The following is a 19,557-nucleotide window of genomic DNA, read 5'->3' on the forward strand; positions in this document are numbered from 1 at the left end:
CCCCTAGGATCAGAAGCCGAAGCGCAGGCCGACAAGGGCCGATGCTGCGGTGAAGTCTTCATCCGATACGTCGCTGTCGAGGCTATCGACCGCAATTGCTGCGCGCGCCGACAAGCGTGACGAAATGCTGTGGTTGTACGCTGCGGATGCGCCGATTGCGGTGACGTCACCAGCCTGGTCAAATCCGCTGTTGAAGTAATTGTAATAAGCGTTGGTGCTGAAGTTGCCCCGCTGGCCGACTTCGCCAGACAGGAACAATGCAGCGTAGTATGATTCGTCCGTTACGCCATCGGCTGCGGCCAAAACGCTGCCCGGCGTCGCAATGAAGCGGCGGCGATCATAGCCAGCGCCGACACCTGCGTTGAGGCGGCCGATATTGGTCGAGTAACTTGCCGCAACACCGCGCGAACGGAAGACCGAAGAACGGACGGAACCAAGCGCGCCATTGAGACAGTTCGCACCATCCTGGCCGGAGACACACCCGCCCAAACCACCTGTAAGCGGATTGCGTCCGGCCGTGAATTCGGTCGGCAAATTGGCAAGCGCCGTGTTCAACTGATTACCAAAGCCGGAGACAGTGTCGTAAACCGACACCGCCAATGAGCTGCGGCTATTCGGCGCATAAGACAGGCTACCGTAATAACTCGTCGAATCGTAGCGACGACCGACATTGGCGGTAAGCGATGTGCGATTGCTCGGACGCCAAATTACCCCGGCGTCCCAAATCAGACCGGACACATCATAGGCGAGCTGTCGCGGTTGGCTCGAATCTGTAACGAAGCGGCCGTCTACGCCGATAACCGGATCACCGTTTACGTCGCGAACGGCGTCGCGGCTTGATGCTTCGACATCCTCATATCCAACGCCAGCAACCAGTGCGAGCGAAGGGGTAACAGGCAGTGAAACATCGCCGCGCACATAAACATCGCGGAACCGCTGATCGAGGTTGGAAATATCTTCCTGGTTCCAACCGGCACCGACACCGACGCCAACCGGCAGCGGCTCGCCCGGACGGGTCGCGAGATGCACTTTCGCGCTTTGCGACACACTATCATCAAACACGTCGATTGGCGTTGCGCCTGGCGCTGTAACAAGACCGTCAGGCGCTTCGACGCGTGTGTAGCCGATACGGTAGTTCGCGTTGACTTCAACATCACCAGCACGCGTGCTCAGTGTCGGGCCGGCATAGGCAGAGTATATCTGGCTATCCGTTCCGCGATCATCGAGCGATGCGAGGTTTGAAGCACCATTTCCATCGACACGGGTCTTGGCTGCAAGCGCTCCGGCTTCAACGGTCAAAACCTGCGGAATGATTGATGCATAGCCGCGCGCGACACCGCTGATTGTGTCGCTGTCGATGCTGTCGTCACCATATCCGATATTGCGCTCGTAACGCAGCGAGACCGACCCGCCATTGTTGCGGCCAGTAATCGACGCATCGATACCTGCTGCAATTTGCGTATACGTCACCACATCATCGCCCGGCGACAGCTCGGCAATCGCGATCTGTGACACTTCGATATAGGGTTCGACGTTAACGGCTCGACCGCGCGAGCCTTCCTCATCTTCGCCGGAATCCTGCGCCAGAACGGGTGAAGCCGCGCCGATCGCTACGAGTGCACCGACCAAAGCGGTTGTGCGTTTAAGGGCGAGTTTCTTCATGACGGGTTATTCCCCATATCCATAATAGGAGCCGAAATTCCGGCCGCTTGGACTGAAATGCGCTGCATTGAGCAGAAGCTTGATGTCTGGGCATGCAGAGAGGAGCTGGCAGGCGTCCTCCAACGCGCTTTGTCCGGTCTTATCCGCCCGCGCGACGAGCACAGACTGCCCGACATGCTTGGCAAGCTCGGCTGCAGGTGATGCAGCCAAGGCAGGTGGAGAATCGAAAATGATAATGCGATTGGGTGCGCCGACCGTCAGCCGGTCAAGCACTTCGGCAGTGCGTTCACTGGCCAGATATTCGCTGTCCGAATTGGTTTGGTTGCCTGCTGGAAGCACCCACAGACTGCCAATGTCGGTCCCCATTACCAGATCTTCCGGATTAACCGCAGGATCGGCCAGACAATCCATGAAGCCCGGTCCCTTTGGCAGGCCCAGGGTCGAAAGGATTGACGGCTTGGCAAAATCACCATCGATCAACAGCACTTCACTGTCGCGCTCGGCAGCCATCGCAATCGCAAGATTGGTCGCACAAAAGGTTTTGCCCTCGCCCGGATGCGGCGAGCAGATAAGGACACGGCGCGAACGGCCGGTGCCTTTGTCCTTCGCAGCTTTCAAGATCTGCCGTTTGACGATGCGAAATTCTTCGATCAGTCCGGTGATTGTACCTTCCGGAACAATCAGACCTTGCTCGCGCAGAAACTCGCGATCGATCTCGTATTTCTGACCTGAGAGTGCAACGGAGGTCGCTTGTGGTTCAACCACAAGCTCCCGCGATGCGGCAGGAACAGGCAATGTCTCCCGCGGCTCCGGTTGATATTCGGCGGGCACCGGAGGCGATGCGACTGGCGCTGCTTCAACAGTTGCGGCGGGCTTTTCAGCCTGTTCTCTCCCGTCGGCGTCTTTCACCTTGACCTTCGCGCGTTTCATTTCGCGTTCCGGCAGCTTGCCTTTAATCGGCGCGGCTTTGAACGGATCAAAGCCGAATGCACCACTGGCGCGCTCGAACAGGGAGCTTTCAGTGCTACCGTCTTCGCCGTCTCTCTTCGGGAGTGGGATGTTTTTATGTTCGGTCATAGCCTGCTCCTCACGCCACCATTCCGCGCTGGATAAATTCCACCGCGAGTAAGACGACGCACAGGATTCCCAGTCCGGCACTGCCGGCATAGAACATACGCATACGCTTGGTGCGTAGCTCACGAGCCGCGTCAGTCATGGTCTGCGAAATTGCGCCCAGCACAGGCAGGTCGAGCGCACGCTCAAGCTTGCCTGTGGTTGCGAATGTCGAACGAAGCTGGCCAATGGCGAAGGCTGCGCCGACACCTGCAGCAATGCCGGCAATCAGCACACCGATCAGTAACAGAGGCCGGTTTGGCGCCGATGGTACTCGCGGCATGGTGGGCGGATCGATCACTTCGAATTTGAACGAACTGCGCTCATTATCGACTTGCCCGCGCAGCTTCATTTCCTCGCGGTCCTGAAGCAGCTCGTCATATTTGTCTTTGAGCACTTCGTAGTCGCGGCTGATGCGATTGGCTTCCGCCGCGACGGCAGGCTCATTCGCGGCGCTGGCCAGCAGGCTCGACTCTTCGGATTTCAGAGCTGCTTGACGGGCGAGAAGCGCCTGCACATTCGCTTGACGGTCGGCCTTGATGGCCATCAGCGAGCTGTAAGCCGGATTGGTCGAGCCAACGCTGTTGGGATTTTCGTTCGCCGCCTGCACACGCAAAGCGGCAATCTGTTTCTTGATCGCGATCACATCGGGATGGCTCTCTCGCTTGCCGCTCGCCTGCATTGTGGCGAGTTGCGACATCGCGTTGGAAAGCGCTTGACGCGCACCGCCCACTGCTCCCGGCGTGGTAATTGTGCGCGGTGTCCCTGCGAGCTGACCATTAATCGCGGCTAATGCACTCTGTGCAGCGGCCAGATCGGCCTCAACGTCGCGCAGATCGCCACGCAATTGCTGGCGCTTGTTTGACAGCGTGTCACTGCCGCCGATCAAATCGGGATTTTCCGCTTCAAAAGCCAGGCGGCGCTGCTCGGCAGCTTCCAATTCGCGTTTCCGCTCTTCCAATTGCTGGTCGAGGAATACGATAGTTTCAGCAACATCGCCGCGCGCCCCCGCAATGTTTTCCTCGCGGAAGATGTCGATCAGCTTTTGCACAACGCTTTGTGCCAGTGCCGCGTTCTCGCCGTCAGACAAATCGCCTTTGCCGATTTCCGCCTTGAGTTCGAAGAGGTTATCCTCTTCGCTTTTCACGGTGACTTTCTCGGTCAGCCCCTCGATCGCGCTTTCCATGTCGCGCGGGGTTTTGATTTCATCGCCGAGTTTGGTCGAACGAACGACCTTTTCCAGATTGACCTTACTCGCCAATGTCTGGCGAACGCGGGCAATGTCCTGTTTGCCCGCACCTTTGATGCCAAGCTGGTCGGACAAAACGTCATCGAGTTGCACGTAAATCCGCGCTTCCGATTCGTATGCGTTGGGGATCATCGCGACCACCAGCCAGCCCAAAACGCACACGCCCCAAGCGACGCCAAGCGCCAACCAGCGCCGGTGCCAGACCGAGAAAAGCGCCGCGCGCAGATCTTCAAATACTTCGTTCATGCTGTGTGCCGATCCCTCAGAACATGCTTTCGGGGATGATGATCACATCGCCGGGTTGGAGGAGAACATTCGCGCGGCTGTCACCCTTCTTCAGAAGGTCGCCGAGCCGCAGTGAATACTCGGCCTGCTGGCCGGTCGATTTGTTGCGGCGGATCAGTTTCGAACGGTTACCCGCAGCGAATTCCGATAGACCGCCGACCGCGATCAGCGCGTCGAGCACAGTCATATTGGCGCGATATGGCAGCGATGCGGGCTGCTCGGTTGCGCCGATGATCCGGATACGTTGACTAATTGCGCCTTCGAACTTGGTTACAATGACCGAGACAAGAGGCTCTTCAATATATTGCGACAGCTGCAGACGGATGTCTTGCGCCAGCATTGACGGCGTTTTGCCGACAGCGGGCATATCAGTCACCAGCGGAGTTGTGATCCGGCCATCCGGGCGAACTTGGATTTTCTCTGCACCCAGCTCTGGATTACGCCATACGTGGATTGTCAACTCGTCGAGAGCGCCAATCAAGTACTCTTCGCCTGGTTGATCCTGCGCAGAAATGGTTGATGCTGGTGGTAGCTGTTGGCCACCAGAAGCACAGCCTGCCAGTGAAAGTGCAGCCAAAGCACTGCCTGCGAGCAGTTTTGAGAAACGTTTGGTACCGGGCATCGATGCGCATCCTTGCCATTGAGCGGGCAATTCAGCGCAAGGTCGGAGCTACCGGCCTTCCACTACCCGCGGATATGAGGATGGCTTGTCGCTAAAAAGGGTGAACATACCGTTAGCCTTTTTACGTTTACGGCTGTTTAGGATGTTGCAGTCCCAAAGTGGGACACATTGAAACAAAACGTTAATTCGCGTAATTCCAGCGGAATCAGACCAATATCTCCCGGGCAGCACCCTGTCCGAGGAAGTCTGATGGCGATGCAGTGGCTCCGTAAGCGCCCGCACAAAAAACTACGACCAAATCGCCAACCTCTGCCTTTGGCAGGTGCGCTTTGTCCGCCAAACGGTCGAGCGGAGTGCACAAACAGCCGACAATATTAACTTCTTCGGCAGGCTCGGAATCAAATCGTGTGGCAATGGCTGAGGGATAATTGCGACGCACCACCGTGCCGAAATTACCTGATGCGGCGAGTTGGTGATGCAAACCGCCATCGGTAATGAGATACGTTACCCCGTGGCTGACTTTGCGATCAACGATCTCCGTCAGATAAACACCCGCTTCTCCAACCAGATATCGGCCGAGCTCGATGCAAAGGTCAGTGTCGGCGAGATTGGCTGGAAGGTCAGCGAACCGTTCCTCCAATGCCGCGCCAATTGCGGTGATATCGATGGGTTCGTCTCCGTGAAAATACGGAATGCCCAAACCGCCGCCCATATTGAGCTTTGGCAATGGTTCGCCAATTTCGGTCGCGAGCTGGTCCGCGAGATCGAGCACATTGGCCTGCGCCTCGATAATCGCATCGGCACTCAGCGCCTGGCTGCCGGTGAAGATATGCAGGCCGCGCCATTCGGCACCAGCAGCGATAATCTCCTTTGCCAGCGCTGGAACACGTTCCTGATCGACGCCGAATGGCTTGGCACCGCCGCCCATCTTCATACCCGAACCACGCAGTTCGAAATCGGGATTTACCCGGATCGCCATACGCGGAATAGCACCTATCCGTTCACCGATTGCAAGCGCACGGCGCGCTTCGTTCTCGGATTCCAGATTGAGGGTCACGCCCGCACGTAACGCAGCCTCCAGCTCGTCGTCACGCTTGCCAGGACCGGCAAAGCTGATTGTCGCCGGATCGAGACCGGCCATCTGCGCAATCGTTAATTCACCGCTGGAGGCGATATCGAAGCCGTCCACCAACGTCGCCATATGCTCCAGCAGTTCGGCAAAGGGGTTTGCCTTGATCGCATAATTGATCGTCAGGCGCTCCGGCATCGCGGCCCGCAGATCGGCGACGCGCTTGGTAAGATGCTCGCGTGAATAGACGAATAGCGGCGTTGCTCCGCCCTGCTCCACCAATTCGCGCGCCGTCATGCCGGCAATGCTAAGTTGGCCATCTTTGGCGACATATCCAGCCGGAATGGGTCCGAGCGGCTTCGGCTTCATGCGCCTGTCTCCCCGACTATCTCTTGGGCCAATGCCGTCCGGTCCAGCTTTCCATTCGGATTGAGCGGCATCGAGTCTTTCCAGTGAATCACATGAGGCTGCATAAAATTGGGAAGCTCCTTTGCCAGCGCTTTGGGCAATTGCGCCTCCGCATCCTCTGCATCATGCGCGGCCCGCACAACAAGATGTATTGCATGGCCCAGCCGCTCGTCCTTAACGCCCAGCGCAACCGCTTCTGCGACCAGATCGGTTGCGCGCGCGGCGTCCTCGATCTCTTGCGGACTGATGCGGTTGCCCGCGCTTTTGATCATCGCATCACGGCGACCGATAAAATAGAGCAAGCCGTCGGCGTCGCGTTTGACGCGGTCTCCGGACCAGACTGCAATACCACCATATTCGGAACCATCGGGAGACGGCTTGAACCGTTCAGCAGTACGCTCGGCGTCCTGCCAGTATCCTTGCGCCACCAAAGGCCCGCAATGGACCAGCTCGCCCTCCTCGCCCGGATCGGCGACATTACCTTCATCGTCGATCACCATAATCTCTGCAAAGGGGATCCCGCGGCCCATTGATGTCGGATGGCTCTCGACCAGTTCCGGATCAAGATATGTCGAACGGAATGCCTCGGTCAGACCGTACATCGGGAACAGGCGAGCTTGCGGGAAAATACCGCGTAAATCGCTCACCAATTCTTCGGTCAAAGCGCCGCCACTGTTGGTCAAACGGCGGAGTGGCGCACTGGCTTCGGCCGGCCATTCCAGCTCGGTCAATTGTACCCAAAGCGGCGGGACGGCGGCTAGCGTAGTGACGCCGTATTTCGCGCAAGCCCGCGCGACGTCACGCGGAAACAGATAATCGAGCGGGACTACAGAAGCCCCAGCATACCAGCTACTTAGAAGCTGGTTCTGACCATAATCGAAGGATAGCGGCAACACACCCAGCGTGACGTCATCCGCCTCCATGCCGAGATAATGCGCCACACTGACGGCCCCGAGCCACAAATTCGCGTGGCTGAGCATGACGCCTTTGGGCCTACCGGTAGAGCCGCTGGTGTAGAGAATAGCGCAGAGAGCGTCCGGATCGGCAGTCGATGCCGCCATTGGCTCAGCGACCTCATCGAGAGCCTGCAGCACATCGTTTTCGTCAATTGCCTCGCAACCGGGCGGCAGATCGCCAACCTCCAGCGATGCCAGACGCGCTTTCGTCCCCAGCAGCATCACCGCGCCGCTATCGGCCAGAATATGCTTCGCCTGCATATGCTTGAGCAGCGGATTGATCGGCACATGCACCAGCCCTGCCCGCGCCGCTGCCAGAGGCATCAGGCATGTCAGTTCATTTTTTGCAGCCCAAGTCGCCACCCGCGCGCCCTGCTGCGGCACCCTATCTGTTAACCAGCCACTAAGACGGGCAACACGGTCCCTTAAGTCCTTGAAGCTAAGCGTCCGGTTGCGCAGGACCAGCGCCGGGCTATCATCCGCGCCAATCTCGGCAAGATGATCCAGCGGCTTCGGGTCCGGATTGGGCAAATTGGGCAATTGAGGCTCCAGCAAGGGAAACGGCATTTGTGTTGAGCGTCAGCTATCACGACACGGTTAATGTTCTGCAAGGGACGATTCAAAAATCGCGTGACCAAAATGCGGGGCCATTCGATAGGTTTGAATGGCTGGATTTGCTCGCAAAGTCAGGCGCCGAACCGCTAATCGCGGTTGCTGAGGACGGAAATGCGAAAGTTGCGCTCCCGTTGATGCGGACGACTGACCGGCTCGAAGCGCTGACCAACTGGTATAATTTTACATGGCGGCCACTCTATTCATCCGATCCAAAGTTGCTTGAAGCGGTCGCCCACGGACTGCGCAGCCAAACACATCGGATTGTGATGTCGCCCATACCGGAGGAAGATGGTAGTGCATCGACAATAGAGGCAGCCTTTCGTGCCGCCGGATGGAACGTGCTGCGCGAACATTGCGATCACAACCATGTGCTCGACGTCAAAGGTCGCAGTTTTGCCGACTATTGGGCACAGCGTCCGGGCCGGATGCGCACGACGCTTAAGCGGAAAGCCAAAAAGGTTGATGTCGAACTGCTTACTCGCTTCGATGCGAATGCATGGGCCGAATACGAAGCGGTTTATGAGAATAGCTGGAAACCCGAGGAAGGCGATCCGGACCTGCTCCGCGCATTCGCCGAACAAGAAGGTGCAGCGGGCCGGGTACGCCTGGCCATCGGGCGTCATGAAGGCATAGCCGTCGCTGCCCAATTCTGGACGGTCGAGGATGGCATCGCTTACATCCATAAGCTGGCCCACCTTGAAGAACACAAAGCGCTATCCGCAGGCACGACTCTCAGCGCAGCGTTGTTTGAACACGTGATGGACACAGACAAAGTCCAATTGATCGATTTCGGCACCGGCAACGATCCTTACAAGCGTGATTGGATGGAAGAGGATCGCCCGCGCTACCGGATCGATTGCCTTGATCCGCGCCAACCGAAGGCTTGGCCGGCGCTTGCCAAGCGAATCGTTACCTCCCTTGCACCGCGTTCACCCTGAAGCTAAGGGCAGCGCCGCACTTGCAGGGGAAAGCACGCAGATGGATCGCGAGCCCGTGACAGACGGAACAGATAACACATCGGCTAAAGCCGGGACCAACGAGAACGCAGCGCAAGATGGCCTCGCGCCCAGTCGTCACGTCATTGATACGCAATTGCGCTCGATCCTGTGCGATGTGCTGGGTCTGGACAATGATGACGTCGAGAAATTCGACAATGATACCGGCCTGTTCGGCCATCTTCCCGAACTCGATTCCATGGCTGTCGCAGGCTTGCTGACGGAAATGGAAGACCGGATGGACATCATGATCGAAGATGATGATGTCGATGGCGAAATGCTGGAAACCTATGGCGGGCTACTCGCCTTCGCCGAGGCCAAAGTTATCGAGGGCTGATCGTGCGCAGTTTCGCACAATGGCCTGCTCCACTTCCCGGCGGTAGCACCAGCGAAGAACAAGCGCTGACTTTCAATCAAGGGCGCGGCAAACGCGTTTTGATCGTCCCCGCATTGTTCGACGAAGCGAACAAGTTGCGCCGGCTGACGGTCGAAGTGATGCACCGCCTTGATCTTTCGGGAATTGACAGCATTCTGCCCGATCTTCCCGGCTGCAACGAAAGCGTACAACCGCTTAACACCCAAACTCTCGAGGGATGGCAAACAGCAGCGTCCGCGGCGGCGGAGCACTTTGAAGCGACCCATTTGCTGACCATTCGTAGCGGCGCTTTGCTTGCGCCAGACAGGCTGCCCGGATGGCGCTATGCAGCGCATGGCGGCAAACAATTGATGCGCTCCATGCTCCGCGCCCGCACCATTGCCAGCCGTGAAGCGGGCCGCGAAGAGACAATGGCCGAATTGGAAGAGACTGGCCGCGCGCTAGGCATCGAACTGGCCGGATGGCAAATCGGGCCTGAAATGTTTGCCGCGCTATCAGATGCCCAAACGCCTGCTAACGAGACGTTGGCGGACATTCCCACTGATGCCGTCCCCGGTGCAGGATTGTGGCTTCGCGCAGAACCTGACGAAGATCCCGAGCAGGCGGATGCCATTGCTGCGATCATCGCTATCGCATTGTCCGGATCATGAGCCGCCTCTCGCTAACCTTCGAATGCCAGGGCCGCTGTCTTGCGGGGACATTGGACACTGCCCCGGGCAAGACGGGTCTCTTGATCGTGTCGGGCGGCAATGAAGTGCGCGCGGGCACATTTTCCGGACAAGCCAAACTCGCCGCGAAACTCGCCAGCGCAGGTTTCCCGATATTCCGTTTTGACCGGCGCGGCATCGGGGACAGCGATGGCGAAAATCGCGGTTTCACCAACAGCCAGAAAGATATCGCTGCCGCTCTCGAAGCCTTCCGCGCAATCAATCCGCAAATGACGCGCGTCATCGGCTTTGGTAATTGCGACGCGGCGAGCGCGCTGATGCTGGCTGGTGGTAGCGATCTCGACGGGCTGATCCTGTCCAATCCGTGGACCATCGAAGACGGGTGCGACGACACACCGCCGCCTCGCGCAGTGCGGTCTCGCTATATCGAAAAGCTCAAGAACCCCCAGGAAGTCTGGCGGTTGCTGACCGGCGGGGTGAATTTGCGCAAACTCTTCGGCGGGCTCAAACAGGCTGCAAGCAGTTCCTCCACCATCACCGGGCTGGCGCAACAAATGGCCGAAGGTATTTCCGGCTATGACCAACCGATCCGGATTTTGCTCGCCAGCAGCGACCGGACAGCGCAGGTTTTTCTTGAAAATTGGGACGCTTCCGACGCGCGCATTGCGACCTGCGAGAACGCGTCACACGCCTATGTCGAACCGCATGCACGCGCATGGCTGGAAAAGCAGATTTTGAGCGCGCTGCGGGCTTAGGTTTCGCTCGGGCGAACGAACAGGCTGGTCAGCTCGACATGCGTGGACCAGCGGAATTGGCCGACGGGCCGTAGCTTTTCAAGACGATAACCGCCTGCGATCAACTTCTTTGCATCACGCGCCCAGCTTGATGGATTGCAGCTGATATAGACCACTTTCTCGACCGTACTTTGCGCTAGAAGCTCGATCTGATCACGCGCGCCCGCCCTGGGAGGATCGAGCAATATCGCACTGAATTTATTCAGTTCTTCTAGCTGCAACGGATTGCGAAACAGGTCGCGATGGATGGAATGAACCGGCTTGCCCGTCACGCGCGCTGCCAACTGGCAGGCCAAGTGGGTGTCACGCGCTGCCTCAACCGCCAGCACCTTGGTCTTACCCGCCAGTGCAAACGCAAAAGTGCCAAGCCCTGAAAAGAGATCAGCGACAGTCCGCGCTTCGGACAGCCAGCTCTGCGCATCGCCAACCAGCACATCCTCACCATCCTGTGTTGCCTGCAAGAAACCACCGGACGGAAAACCCACCGGTATGCCGGAAAGGGTAACAGTCACCGGCTCCGGCTCCCACAATGTCTCCGCTCCATAGCCCTGATCGAGCGTTAACCGCGCCAATCCCAAATCGCGGGCGAAGTCGAGAATCGCTTCGGTTTGCTCCAATCCCTCAACAGGAAGGTTCTTTAGCGAGCAATCCACACCCTGATCTGCTTCGGTCAGCTCGATATCGACCGCGAATTTGCCCTTGCGGCGCGCAAGGATGGCACGCAGCGCTTCGACGACAGCGAACAGTTTCTCCGACACAATATGACATTCGGTAAGGCCGACAATCTTGTGCGAACCGCTTTCACGAAAGCCAATCAGTGGCTTCCCGCCGCGACTGGCCGCATGCAATGTCGCACGGCGGCGGCTTTTCGGGGGAGACAGATGGGTCGGGAGAAGTTCTCCTACCGCGATTTCTTGTCCTTCAGCAGCGTTCGCGACGCGCGAGGTCACAAATTCGCGAAGGCTTTCCTCATCGACATGCTGCAACTGACATCCGCCGCATTTGCCGAAATGACGGCATATTGGTGCGATATGGTGCGGACCATGCTGGAGCGTGCCGTCCACGTTCAGTACGTCGCCGGGTGCAGCGCCGGATACATGCTGTCCATCTGCAGTGATGCCATCGCCCTTGGCGGCGATACGGATAATTTCGGACGAAGTGCTCACAGGCAGGCCGCGTAGGCGTCTGCAACCTTTCCGGCAAGCTCTGTCGCGGTGAACGCCGGTCCAGCAAGCCGCGCAGCCTCTGAGTGGAGCCATACGGCCTGACAGGCTGCTTCGAAGGGGTCTGCGCGCGTCGCTAGCCTGCTGGCAGCAATCCCGGCCAGCACATCACCCGTCCCCGCGGTCGAGAGCCAGCTTGATGCCGGTCCTGCCAAAGCCATGCGCCCGTCCGGCGCGGCAATGATCGTATCCGGCCCCTTCGCCACAATCACCATGCCGCTCGCCGTGGCAAGTGCTTGGGCTTTCTCGCGCTTACCGGAGGCAAGCACGGCGAATGACCGGCACAATTGCTCAAGCTCGCCTTCATGAGGCGTCGCAATGTAGGTTCCGTCGCCGCGCAGCATGTCAGGCTTCAGAAGAACTATCGCATCGGCATCGAGAACCGCCGTCCGGGTCCACGCAAGCGCAGTGAGCAAACTCGCCTCGGCATTGTCATCACGCCCGAGGCCGGGGCCGATCAGAACCGATCCTACCCGCTTGTCATCGAGAGCCATGTCCAATGTACGTTGATCGACCACCAAATCCGCTGGGACTGTAACGTCCGGCCTCTCGCTCAGCAGCTTCACATACCCTGCGCCGGCACGCATTGCCGCGGTACACGACAAAATGGCCGCTCCCGGCATATCGCCACCGATGACCGCACAAAGACCGCGAGTATATTTGTGTGCATCGGGCTGGGGAGCGATCAAAGCCGGTTTGCGAATGCGTTCTGCCGCATCAGGCGGAGCGGCCACACCAATCGGCACCAGCCTCCGCTCGCCCATCGTAGCGCTCGCTGGCATCATCCAATGGGCATATTTCCAGGCACCCAATGCCAGTGTCAGTGCGTTCTCGGGCAGACTCTCGTTGAGTATTTCACCGCTATCGCTGGCAATTCCCGACGGAAGATCAACCGCGACCCCACAAGGGTGCCGCTCAGCGAGGTCGCGTAGAAGCAGCAACAGTTCCGCCGAAAGAGGCCGCGAAAGACCAGAGCCAAACAGGCAATCGACGAGGACGGAACCGCTAATGCCCTTACCCGAAGTCACAACCGCGCCCTTGAAAGCACGCCGGGCATTTTGCGCCGCCGGTGCTTTGGGAGCCATTGGTGCAACCACATTCACCGTCATGGCCCGCACCCGCAAGAGCTCGGCAATGACATAACCATCGCCGCCATTATTGCCCGGGCCACACAGCACCGTGACCGGTCTTCCTGCCGCAATACGCCACACCCACTCGGCAGCGCCTTTACCGGCAATGTGCATCAATTCATCGACGCTTGATCCCGCGCCTATCAGCGCCTGTTCCGCCGCCGCCATTTGCGCGGCAGTGAGGATCGGGTCACTCGGCCGCGTCATCCGCACCGGCATCTTGCGCGCCAAGATTGCTCTGGCCGCTCACATTGGCAGTAAACCGATATCGGTCTGCTCCCACGCTGATCTCCAGAACATTGCCGTCCAGTGCCCGGGTAAGCTGGTCCGCCCCGTCCAATTCAACCAGCCCGCGCCCGTCGTCAAGCTGCGCGAAACGGCGAAAGCCGCCATCAGGATGGCGAACGATCAGTTGCTTTTGACCGTCCACATTTTCGCGCTCGACCAAGCAATCAGGGCCGAACGCGCTACCCTCTCCGAGTGCGCATTCGACCATCTCGGCACCCTCTTCCGCCTGCGGTTGATCCACATCGGGAGAGCACGCGCTGGCACCGACCAGCAAAGCCGAAGCGGTAAGAAATCGGGTAGTCACAGACACATCAACCTCGCTTCAATTGAGTCAGATCGCGTACTGCACCTCTGGCGGCACTGGTCGTCATCGCTGCATAGGCCTGGAGCGCCTGCGACACCATACGCGGCCGCTCTTTGGCAGGCTGCCAGGCATCGTCCCCCTTGGCCTCGATAGCCGCACGGCGTTTTGCGAGCTCGTCATCGCTGACAGCCAGCGCAATCGTGCGATTGGGAATATCGATTTCGATTGTGTCGCCGTTCTCGACCAGAGCGATCGTACCACCTTCCGCGGCTTCGGGAGAGACGTGCCCGATAGACAGGCCCGAAGTACCGCCCGAAAAACGTCCATCGGTCAGCAAAGCACAGGCTGCGCCCAGGCCCTTCGATTTCAGATAGCTCGTCGGATACAGCATTTCCTGCATGCCCGGCCCGCCTTTGGGCCCTTCATAGCGGATCACGACCACGTCGCCCTCGACCACCTGACCGGTCAGGATCGCAGCGACGGCATCGTCCTGGCTCTCATATACTTTGGCCGGACCGGTAAAGGTCAGGATCGATTCATCGACGCCAGCGGTTTTCACAATGCACCCATCGAGCGCAATATTGCCCGACAGCACTGCGAGTCCGCCATCTTGGCTAAACGCATGCTCTGCGGAGCGAATTACGCCATTCTCGCGGTCGGTATCGAGCGAATCCCAGCGGCGCGACTGGCTGAACGCGGTTTGTGTCGGCACTCCGCCCGGTGCAGCGGAGTAAAATTCGTGGACCTTGTTGTTCTGTGTGCGGCTGATGTCCCAATCATCGAGCGCATCCGCCATGGTCGGGCTGTGCACTGTGGGCAGCGCGGTATTGAGCAGTCCGGCATTGTCGAGCTGACCAAGGATCGACATGATCCCGCCCGCGCGGTGAACGTCCTCCATATGGACATCGTCCTTTGCCGGGGCGACTTTGGACAGACACGGCACCCGGCGGCTGAGCCGGTCGATATCTTCCATAGTGAAATCAACGCCTGCCTCGTGAGCCGCAGCGAGCAGGTGCAACACGGTGTTGGTCGATCCACCCATCGCGATATCGAGCGACATGGCGTTCTCGAATGCAGAAAAACTGGCAATGTTGCGCGGAAGAACGCTCTCGTCGTCTTCCTCGTAATAGCGCTTAGCCAGCGTCACGATCAGGCGACCAGCGCGCAGGAACAGGTTCTTGCGATCCGCATGGGTCGCGAGCGTCGATCCATTGCCCGGAAGCGACAAACCAAGCGCCTCGGTCAAACAGTTCATCGAGTTGGCGGTGAACATTCCCGAGCAGGAACCGCATGTCGGGCAGGCTGACCGCTCGATGTCGGCCACTTCCTCGTCCGTATAGCTATCATCGGCAGCCGCGACCATCGCATCGACCAGATCAAGCGCTTTCTCCTTGCCGTCGATTACGACTTTGCCTGCTTCCATCGGTCCGCCGGACACGAACACCACGGGGATATTCAGCCGCATCGCTGCATTGAGCATTCCCGGCGTGATCTTGTCGCAATTGGAAATGCACACCATTGCATCGGCGCAGTGCGCATTGACCATATATTCGACGCTGTCGGAGATAATATCGCGGCTCGGCAGCGAATAGAGCATGCCGTCATGGCCCATCGCAATGCCATCATCGACAGCTATCGTATTGAATTCTTTGGCAACACCGCCCGCCGCCTCGATCTCGCGCGCGACCAATTGGCCGAGATCCTTCAAGTGGACATGTCCGGGGACAAACTGTGTAAAGCTGTTCACAACCGCGATGATCGGTTTGCCGAAATCGCCATCCTTCATCCCCGTTGCGCGCCACAATCCGCGCGCGCCGGCCATGTTGCGGCCATGGGTGGTGGTGCGGGAACGGTAGGCGGGCATTGTGAACTCCGGTGGCATGTGCCGTTTGGGGGTGCCGTTTTTTGGCGAGTATCAGCTACGCTGTGCCAGCAATACTACCCTACCGGAAGGCGCATTCGAAACAGAAAATCTTGCGTGCGCTTAGGCTTCGGCTTTGAGAGCCAATGCCACGCGGTTTGCAACATCGGTCACCAGCGAGGCCCAGCGCGCCTGTTCTGCCTTGGTGCCGATCAAATCCTGCCGGATCTCGATAGTCAGATATTTGCGCCCTTTTGCCTCTGCATGACGGTCCATCGTGGCATTGAGCTGTTTGCCGGAATAAGGCTGGTTATCGCCGACATTAAGACCTTCCTCGCCAAACAAACGGATCGCATGGCGCGCAGCACTGTCATCCTGATTGTAGAGCAGCGCCACTTCCCACGGGCGATCCTCGACTTTGGATTCAAGTTTCGGCGTAAAACTATGTAATGCAACGATGAGTTCGGGTTCAGCATCATCCAGCCAATCCGCCAATGCCGCATGATAGGGCCGGTGGAAACGCTCCAGACGTCCCTCGACATCCGCGCCGATATTGCCCGCGATGACATGTCCATCGCTCTCTATCGGGACGACTGCGGGCGCATCCTCCGTCCGGTGCAGATCGCAAACGAGGCGGCTGACCGTCGCAATATGCGCTGCAACATCGTGACGTCGCGCCATCCGGTCGGCGATCCCGCCGGTGCCGATGTCATAGCCGATATGGGTGTCGATCAGCCCCTTGGCGATACCCAGCTCGATATCATCGGGTACATAGTTTGACGCATGGTCGGCGACGCACACAATCCCTCCGCGACGGGGCTCGCCCACTTGGCGATATGGTAGATCATCCATCATCATGGAAGTGAATTTCCTATCTCAGCTTTCCGGCCATCTGCCACCAGTCGGGGTGGTGGAATGCCAGCTTTTCTGCGGCCTCGCGCATGGCGTCATGACTGCGATATAGCGCAAAACACGTCGCACCTGAACCAGACATACGGCTGAGAAACGCATCTGTTCCGTTAAGGGACTCCAGCACCGTCGCGATTTCGGGGCACCGACTGATTGCGGGCGCTTCCAGATCATTGCGCCCTTGCTTGGCAATCAGCGATGCAGTGCCCTGCGGCATTGATCCGCGATCCTTACCGTCCCACGCCTGGAAGACAGGGCCAGTCGAGAGGGGAATGCGCGGATTGACGAGCAACACCGATGTGCCAGTCAGATCGCTCTCGATGGTTTCCAGCTCAGTGCCCGTCCCGCGCCCGATGCAGGTAAGGCTCTCGACACAGGCAGGAACATCGGCCCCGAGCGCTGCTGCACGATCCTGCCAATCATCGGGCAAACCATGCATTTGGCGCACGATCCGAAAGATCGCCCCGGCATCGGCAGAGCCTCCACCCAAGCCTGCCGCAACCGGCAGGTTTTTCTCAAGCGTGATACGCAAGCCATTGGAGCGCGGTAATTTTCCGAGCGCCTTGGCGACGATATTGTCGAACGGATCGGTCAGCGCGGTGCCGAATTCGCCGGCAACCGCAACCTCATCCCGCTTCGCCGCGCTTGTTGTCAGAACATCACCCTGATCGACAAAAGCAAACAGTGTCTCAAGCTCATGATACCCATCATCCCGCCGCGCACGAACATGCAGCGCGAGATTGATCTTGGCATAGGCGGTTTCGCGCATCATTCCTCCCCAATCTGGGGAGGGGAACCATCCACAGGATGGTGGAGGGGCACGTCGTTCTTGGAAGGACACTGCTTCTTCCGCTCCGCACAGATTTCAAGAATCCGCAGAATAACTGCCTCCATATCCTGAAAAATATGCCGCGCTGGAACCCGTGTTGTTGCAATGCTTTGCGACCGCAGCCAGCGTGATCTGCGTTGATCTCGTTGCACGGCAGGCGCATTGTCATGCACAGTTCCGTCAACTTCGATTGCCAGCTTCACCGAGGCGCGATAGAAATCAAGCACATATTGCCCGGCGGGATGCTGACGCCGAAACTTAAATCCGCCCGGCCGTTTCCTTAGTTCAATCCACAATTTGCGTTCGGGTAGCGTCATTTCGCTGCGCAGCTTGCGGGCTCGCTTTACAGTATCTCGGGGTCCGGTAATCATAGACGTGCCCCTCCACCACTTCGTGGTCCCCCTCCCCGTTTCGGGGAGGAAGTCTCGTCACATATTCGGATAATTCGGCCCGCCGCCGCCTTCGGGCGTGGTCCAGTTGATGTTCTGGTTCGGGTCTTTGATGTCGCAGGTTTTGCAATGGACGCAGTTTTGCGAGTTGATCTGGAATTTCATCGAGCCATCGCTCTCATCTTCCAGCCACTCGTACACACCCGCCGGGCAATAGCGCGTTGAGGGACCGGCATAAACGCCGAGCTCGCTCTGTTTCTGCAACTCCAGATCGGCCACTTTGAGGTGAACCGGCTGGTCTTCCGCATGGTTGGTGTAGCTGAAGGCTACCGAGGTCAGGCGGTCGAAGCTGATCTCGCCATCGGGCTTGGGATAATCAATCGGCTGGTACAAATCCGCGCGGCCCAGCTTGGTGTAGTCGGGGTCATGCTTCATCGTGATCGGCAGGCCGATCTTGAGCTGCCGCATCCACATATCGATGCCCGCGATGACCGTGCCATAGTCACCACCAAACTTGGCAATAGCGGGCTGCGCATTCTGGACCTGCTTGAGCTCCTTGGCGATCCAGCTTTCGCGCAGATTGGGTTCGTAATCGGTCAATTCGGTCTTCTCGGCACCGCCAGCGATTGCCTCTGCCGCAGCTTCCGCTGCCAGCATGCCGCTTTTCATAGCGGTGTGGCTGCCCTTGATCCGCGGTACGTTGACGAAACCAGCCGCACAGCCGATCAGCGCGCCGCCCGGGAAGGCGAGCTTGGGCACAGACTGCCAGCCGCCTTCGTTGATCGCCCGCGCGCCATAGGCAACGCGCTTTCCGCCTTCGAGATATTCCTTGATCGCCGGGTGCGTTTTCCAGCGCTGAAATTCCTGGAATGGCGAGACATACGGGTTCTCGTAATCGAGCGCGGTCACAAAGCCGAGCGCAACCTGGCCGTTCGCCTGATGGTACAGGAAGCCCCCGCCCCATGTGTCGGTTTCGCTCAGCGGCCAACCCTGCGTGTGGATCACCCGGCCGGGCTCGTGCTTGGCAGGATCAATGTCCCACAGCTCTTTAATGCCGAGACCATAGACCTGCGGCTGGCAATCAGCCTCGAGATCGAATTTGGCTTTCATCTGTTTGGTCAGGTTGCCGCGAACGCCCTCTGCAAACAGCGTGTATTTGGCTTCAATTTCCATACCGGGCGCAAAATCGCCTTTATGCGAACCGTCTTCGGCAATGCCCATATCCTGCGTCACAACGCCGCGCACCGCGCCAGCATCGTCAAACATCACTTCGGCAGCGGGGAAACCGGGGAATACCATCACGCCGAGCGCTTCGGCCTGCTCGCCCAGCCAGCGGGTCATGCTGCCCAGCGAACCGGTGTAGCAGCCATGGTTCGACATAAACGGCGGCATCATCAGATGCGGCATCCCGTACTTGCCGCCTTTGGTCAGAACCCAGTGCCAATTATCGGTGACAGGCGTCTCCGCCATCGGACAATCCATATTGCGCCAATCAGGCAAAAGCTCGTCCAGAGCCTTCGGGTCAACCACCGCGCCGGACAGGATATGCGCGCCGATTTCGGAGCCTTTTTCAAGCACCACAACCTCGAGATCCTCATTCATCTGCTTGAGGCGGATTGCCGCCGCGAGGCCCGCTGGCCCGCCGCCGACAATCACTACGTCACATGGCATTGATTCGCGTTCTATCGCTTCGGCGCTCATAGTGGCTCTATTCCCTATCAATTAGCTGCGTCTAAAGTCGCTGAAACCCTTGAATACTGCGGCGCAGCAGGTCAAGACCTGCAACAACGATGACCGAGCCCTCACCTTCTA

General features: G+C 58.6%; 18 protein-coding genes. 4 read left to right on the top strand and 14 right to left on the bottom strand.

Features of this window, described 5'->3' with window-relative positions; genetic code table 11:
* Window positions 1-9 precede the first annotated feature (9 nt).
* From GRI35_RS10105 to GRI35_RS10130, 6 genes are all read right to left on the bottom strand, one after another.
* Window positions 10-1,662, bottom strand: a complete 1,653-nt coding sequence (locus GRI35_RS10105; protein WP_160614050.1) for a porin family protein — start codon at window positions 1,660-1,662, stop codon at window positions 10-12.
* A 6-nt stretch (window positions 1,663-1,668) separates the two neighbouring features.
* Window positions 1,669-2,739: a P-loop NTPase family protein gene (locus GRI35_RS10110; RefSeq protein ID WP_160614051.1), complete on the bottom strand. Its 1,071-nt coding sequence runs from the start codon at window positions 2,737-2,739 to the stop codon at window positions 1,669-1,671.
* A 10-nt stretch (window positions 2,740-2,749) separates the two neighbouring features.
* Window positions 2,750-4,270 (bottom strand): XrtA system polysaccharide chain length determinant, encoded by a 1,521-nt coding sequence (locus tag GRI35_RS10115; protein WP_160614052.1) that lies wholly within the window; start codon window positions 4,268-4,270, stop codon window positions 2,750-2,752.
* A gap of 16 nt (window positions 4,271-4,286) precedes the next feature.
* Window positions 4,287-4,931: an XrtA/PEP-CTERM system exopolysaccharide export protein gene (locus GRI35_RS10120; protein ID WP_160614053.1), complete on the bottom strand. Its 645-nt coding sequence runs from the start codon at window positions 4,929-4,931 to the stop codon at window positions 4,287-4,289.
* Between the two features lie 205 nt (window positions 4,932-5,136).
* The gene (locus GRI35_RS10125; RefSeq protein WP_160614054.1) at window positions 5,137-6,369 is read right to left on the bottom strand and encodes a pyridoxal-dependent decarboxylase, exosortase A system-associated; all 1,233 of its coding nucleotides are present in this window, start codon (window positions 6,367-6,369) and stop codon (window positions 5,137-5,139) included.
* Window positions 6,366-7,931, bottom strand: coding sequence for an acyl-CoA ligase (AMP-forming), exosortase A system-associated (locus GRI35_RS10130; RefSeq protein WP_160614055.1), 1,566 nt, complete (start codon window positions 7,929-7,931; stop codon window positions 6,366-6,368). Before GRI35_RS10130 ends, GRI35_RS10125 begins: the two co-directional genes overlap by 4 nt.
* 2 nt (window positions 7,932-7,933) lie before the next feature.
* Between GRI35_RS10130 and GRI35_RS13735 the strand changes: the two genes are divergently transcribed.
* From GRI35_RS13735 to GRI35_RS10150, 4 genes are read left to right on the top strand one after another with little or no spacing between them, the layout of a single operon-like run.
* Window positions 7,934-8,917, top strand: coding sequence for a GNAT family N-acetyltransferase (locus tag GRI35_RS13735; RefSeq protein WP_290258431.1), 984 nt, complete (start codon window positions 7,934-7,936; stop codon window positions 8,915-8,917).
* Between the two features lie 40 nt (window positions 8,918-8,957).
* Window positions 8,958-9,311 carry an acyl carrier protein gene (locus GRI35_RS10140; protein WP_160614850.1) on the top strand — a complete coding sequence of 118 codons (354 nt, stop codon included), beginning with the start codon at window positions 8,958-8,960 and terminating at the stop codon, window positions 9,309-9,311.
* A 2-nt stretch (window positions 9,312-9,313) separates the two neighbouring features.
* Window positions 9,314-10,000, top strand: coding sequence for an alpha/beta hydrolase family protein (locus tag GRI35_RS10145; RefSeq protein ID WP_160614056.1), 687 nt, complete (start codon window positions 9,314-9,316; stop codon window positions 9,998-10,000).
* Window positions 9,997-10,773, top strand: coding sequence for a hydrolase 1, exosortase A system-associated (locus GRI35_RS10150; RefSeq protein ID WP_160614057.1), 777 nt, complete (start codon window positions 9,997-9,999; stop codon window positions 10,771-10,773). Before GRI35_RS10145 ends, GRI35_RS10150 begins: the two co-directional genes overlap by 4 nt.
* On the opposite strand, the gene GRI35_RS10155 is transcribed toward GRI35_RS10150, so the two are convergent.
* The 8 genes from GRI35_RS10155 to GRI35_RS10190 form a co-directional block, all read right to left on the bottom strand.
* Window positions 10,770-11,978 (bottom strand): class I SAM-dependent RNA methyltransferase, encoded by a 1,209-nt coding sequence (locus tag GRI35_RS10155; protein WP_160614058.1) that lies wholly within the window; start codon window positions 11,976-11,978, stop codon window positions 10,770-10,772. The genes GRI35_RS10150 and GRI35_RS10155 overlap by 4 nt on opposite strands.
* On the bottom strand, window positions 11,975-13,372 hold the full coding sequence (locus GRI35_RS10160; protein WP_160614059.1) for an NAD(P)H-hydrate dehydratase: 1,398 nt from the start codon (window positions 13,370-13,372) through the stop codon (window positions 11,975-11,977). Before GRI35_RS10160 ends, GRI35_RS10155 begins: the two co-directional genes overlap by 4 nt.
* On the bottom strand, window positions 13,356-13,757 hold the full coding sequence (locus tag GRI35_RS10165) for a hypothetical protein (protein ID WP_160614060.1): 402 nt from the start codon (window positions 13,755-13,757) through the stop codon (window positions 13,356-13,358). Before GRI35_RS10165 ends, GRI35_RS10160 begins: the two co-directional genes overlap by 17 nt.
* A 7-nt stretch (window positions 13,758-13,764) precedes the next feature.
* Entirely contained in the window at window positions 13,765-15,621 is a 1,857-nt protein-coding gene (ilvD, locus tag GRI35_RS10170) for a dihydroxy-acid dehydratase (RefSeq protein ID WP_160614061.1), read from the bottom strand.
* A gap of 120 nt (window positions 15,622-15,741) precedes the next feature.
* Entirely contained in the window at window positions 15,742-16,476 is a 735-nt protein-coding gene (locus GRI35_RS10175; protein ID WP_160614062.1) for an N-formylglutamate amidohydrolase, read from the bottom strand.
* Window positions 16,477-16,489: 13 nt separating this feature from the next.
* On the bottom strand, window positions 16,490-17,299 hold the full coding sequence (locus GRI35_RS10180; protein ID WP_435406542.1) for a 4-(cytidine 5'-diphospho)-2-C-methyl-D-erythritol kinase: 810 nt from the start codon (window positions 17,297-17,299) through the stop codon (window positions 16,490-16,492).
* Window positions 17,296-17,727, bottom strand: a complete 432-nt coding sequence (locus GRI35_RS10185) for an endonuclease domain-containing protein (protein ID WP_160614063.1) — start codon at window positions 17,725-17,727, stop codon at window positions 17,296-17,298. Before GRI35_RS10185 ends, GRI35_RS10180 begins: the two co-directional genes overlap by 4 nt.
* Before the next feature lie 57 nt (window positions 17,728-17,784).
* Window positions 17,785-19,446 (bottom strand): electron transfer flavoprotein-ubiquinone oxidoreductase, encoded by a 1,662-nt coding sequence (locus tag GRI35_RS10190; protein ID WP_235900184.1) that lies wholly within the window; start codon window positions 19,444-19,446, stop codon window positions 17,785-17,787.
* Window positions 19,447-19,557: the final 111 nt, after the last annotated feature.

Source organism: Pontixanthobacter aestiaquae (assembly GCF_009827455.1).
GTDB classification, from domain to species: Bacteria; Pseudomonadota; Alphaproteobacteria; order Sphingomonadales; family Sphingomonadaceae; genus Pontixanthobacter; species Pontixanthobacter aestiaquae.

Coding starts and splice junctions, on each gene's coding strand:
- GRI35_RS10105 (WP_160614050.1), bottom strand. CDS start 1,662: ATGAAGAAACTCGCCCTTAAACGCACAACCGCTTTGGTCGGTGCACTC.
- GRI35_RS10110 (WP_160614051.1), bottom strand. CDS start 2,739: ATGACCGAACATAAAAACATCCCACTCCCGAAGAGAGACGGCGAAGAC.
- GRI35_RS10115 (WP_160614052.1), bottom strand. CDS start 4,270: ATGAACGAAGTATTTGAAGATCTGCGCGCGGCGCTTTTCTCGGTCTGG.
- GRI35_RS10120 (WP_160614053.1), bottom strand. CDS start 4,931: ATGCCCGGTACCAAACGTTTCTCAAAACTGCTCGCAGGCAGTGCTTTG.
- GRI35_RS10125 (WP_160614054.1), bottom strand. CDS start 6,369: ATGAAGCCGAAGCCGCTCGGACCCATTCCGGCTGGATATGTCGCCAAA.
- GRI35_RS10130 (WP_160614055.1), bottom strand. CDS start 7,931: ATGCCGTTTCCCTTGCTGGAGCCTCAATTGCCCAATTTGCCCAATCCG.
- GRI35_RS10140 (WP_160614850.1), top strand. CDS start 8,958: ATGGATCGCGAGCCCGTGACAGACGGAACAGATAACACATCGGCTAAA.
- GRI35_RS10150 (WP_160614057.1), top strand. CDS start 9,997: ATGAGCCGCCTCTCGCTAACCTTCGAATGCCAGGGCCGCTGTCTTGCG.
- GRI35_RS10160 (WP_160614059.1), bottom strand. CDS start 13,372: ATGACGCGGCCGAGTGACCCGATCCTCACTGCCGCGCAAATGGCGGCG.
- ilvD (WP_160614061.1), bottom strand. CDS start 15,621: ATGCCCGCCTACCGTTCCCGCACCACCACCCATGGCCGCAACATGGCC.
- GRI35_RS10175 (WP_160614062.1), bottom strand. CDS start 16,476: ATGATGATGGATGATCTACCATATCGCCAAGTGGGCGAGCCCCGTCGC.
- GRI35_RS10180 (WP_435406542.1), bottom strand. CDS start 17,299: ATGATGCGCGAAACCGCCTATGCCAAGATCAATCTCGCGCTGCATGTT.
- GRI35_RS10185 (WP_160614063.1), bottom strand. CDS start 17,727: ATGATTACCGGACCCCGAGATACTGTAAAGCGAGCCCGCAAGCTGCGC.
- GRI35_RS10190 (WP_235900184.1), bottom strand. CDS start 19,446: ATGAGCGCCGAAGCGATAGAACGCGAATCAATGCCATGTGACGTAGTG.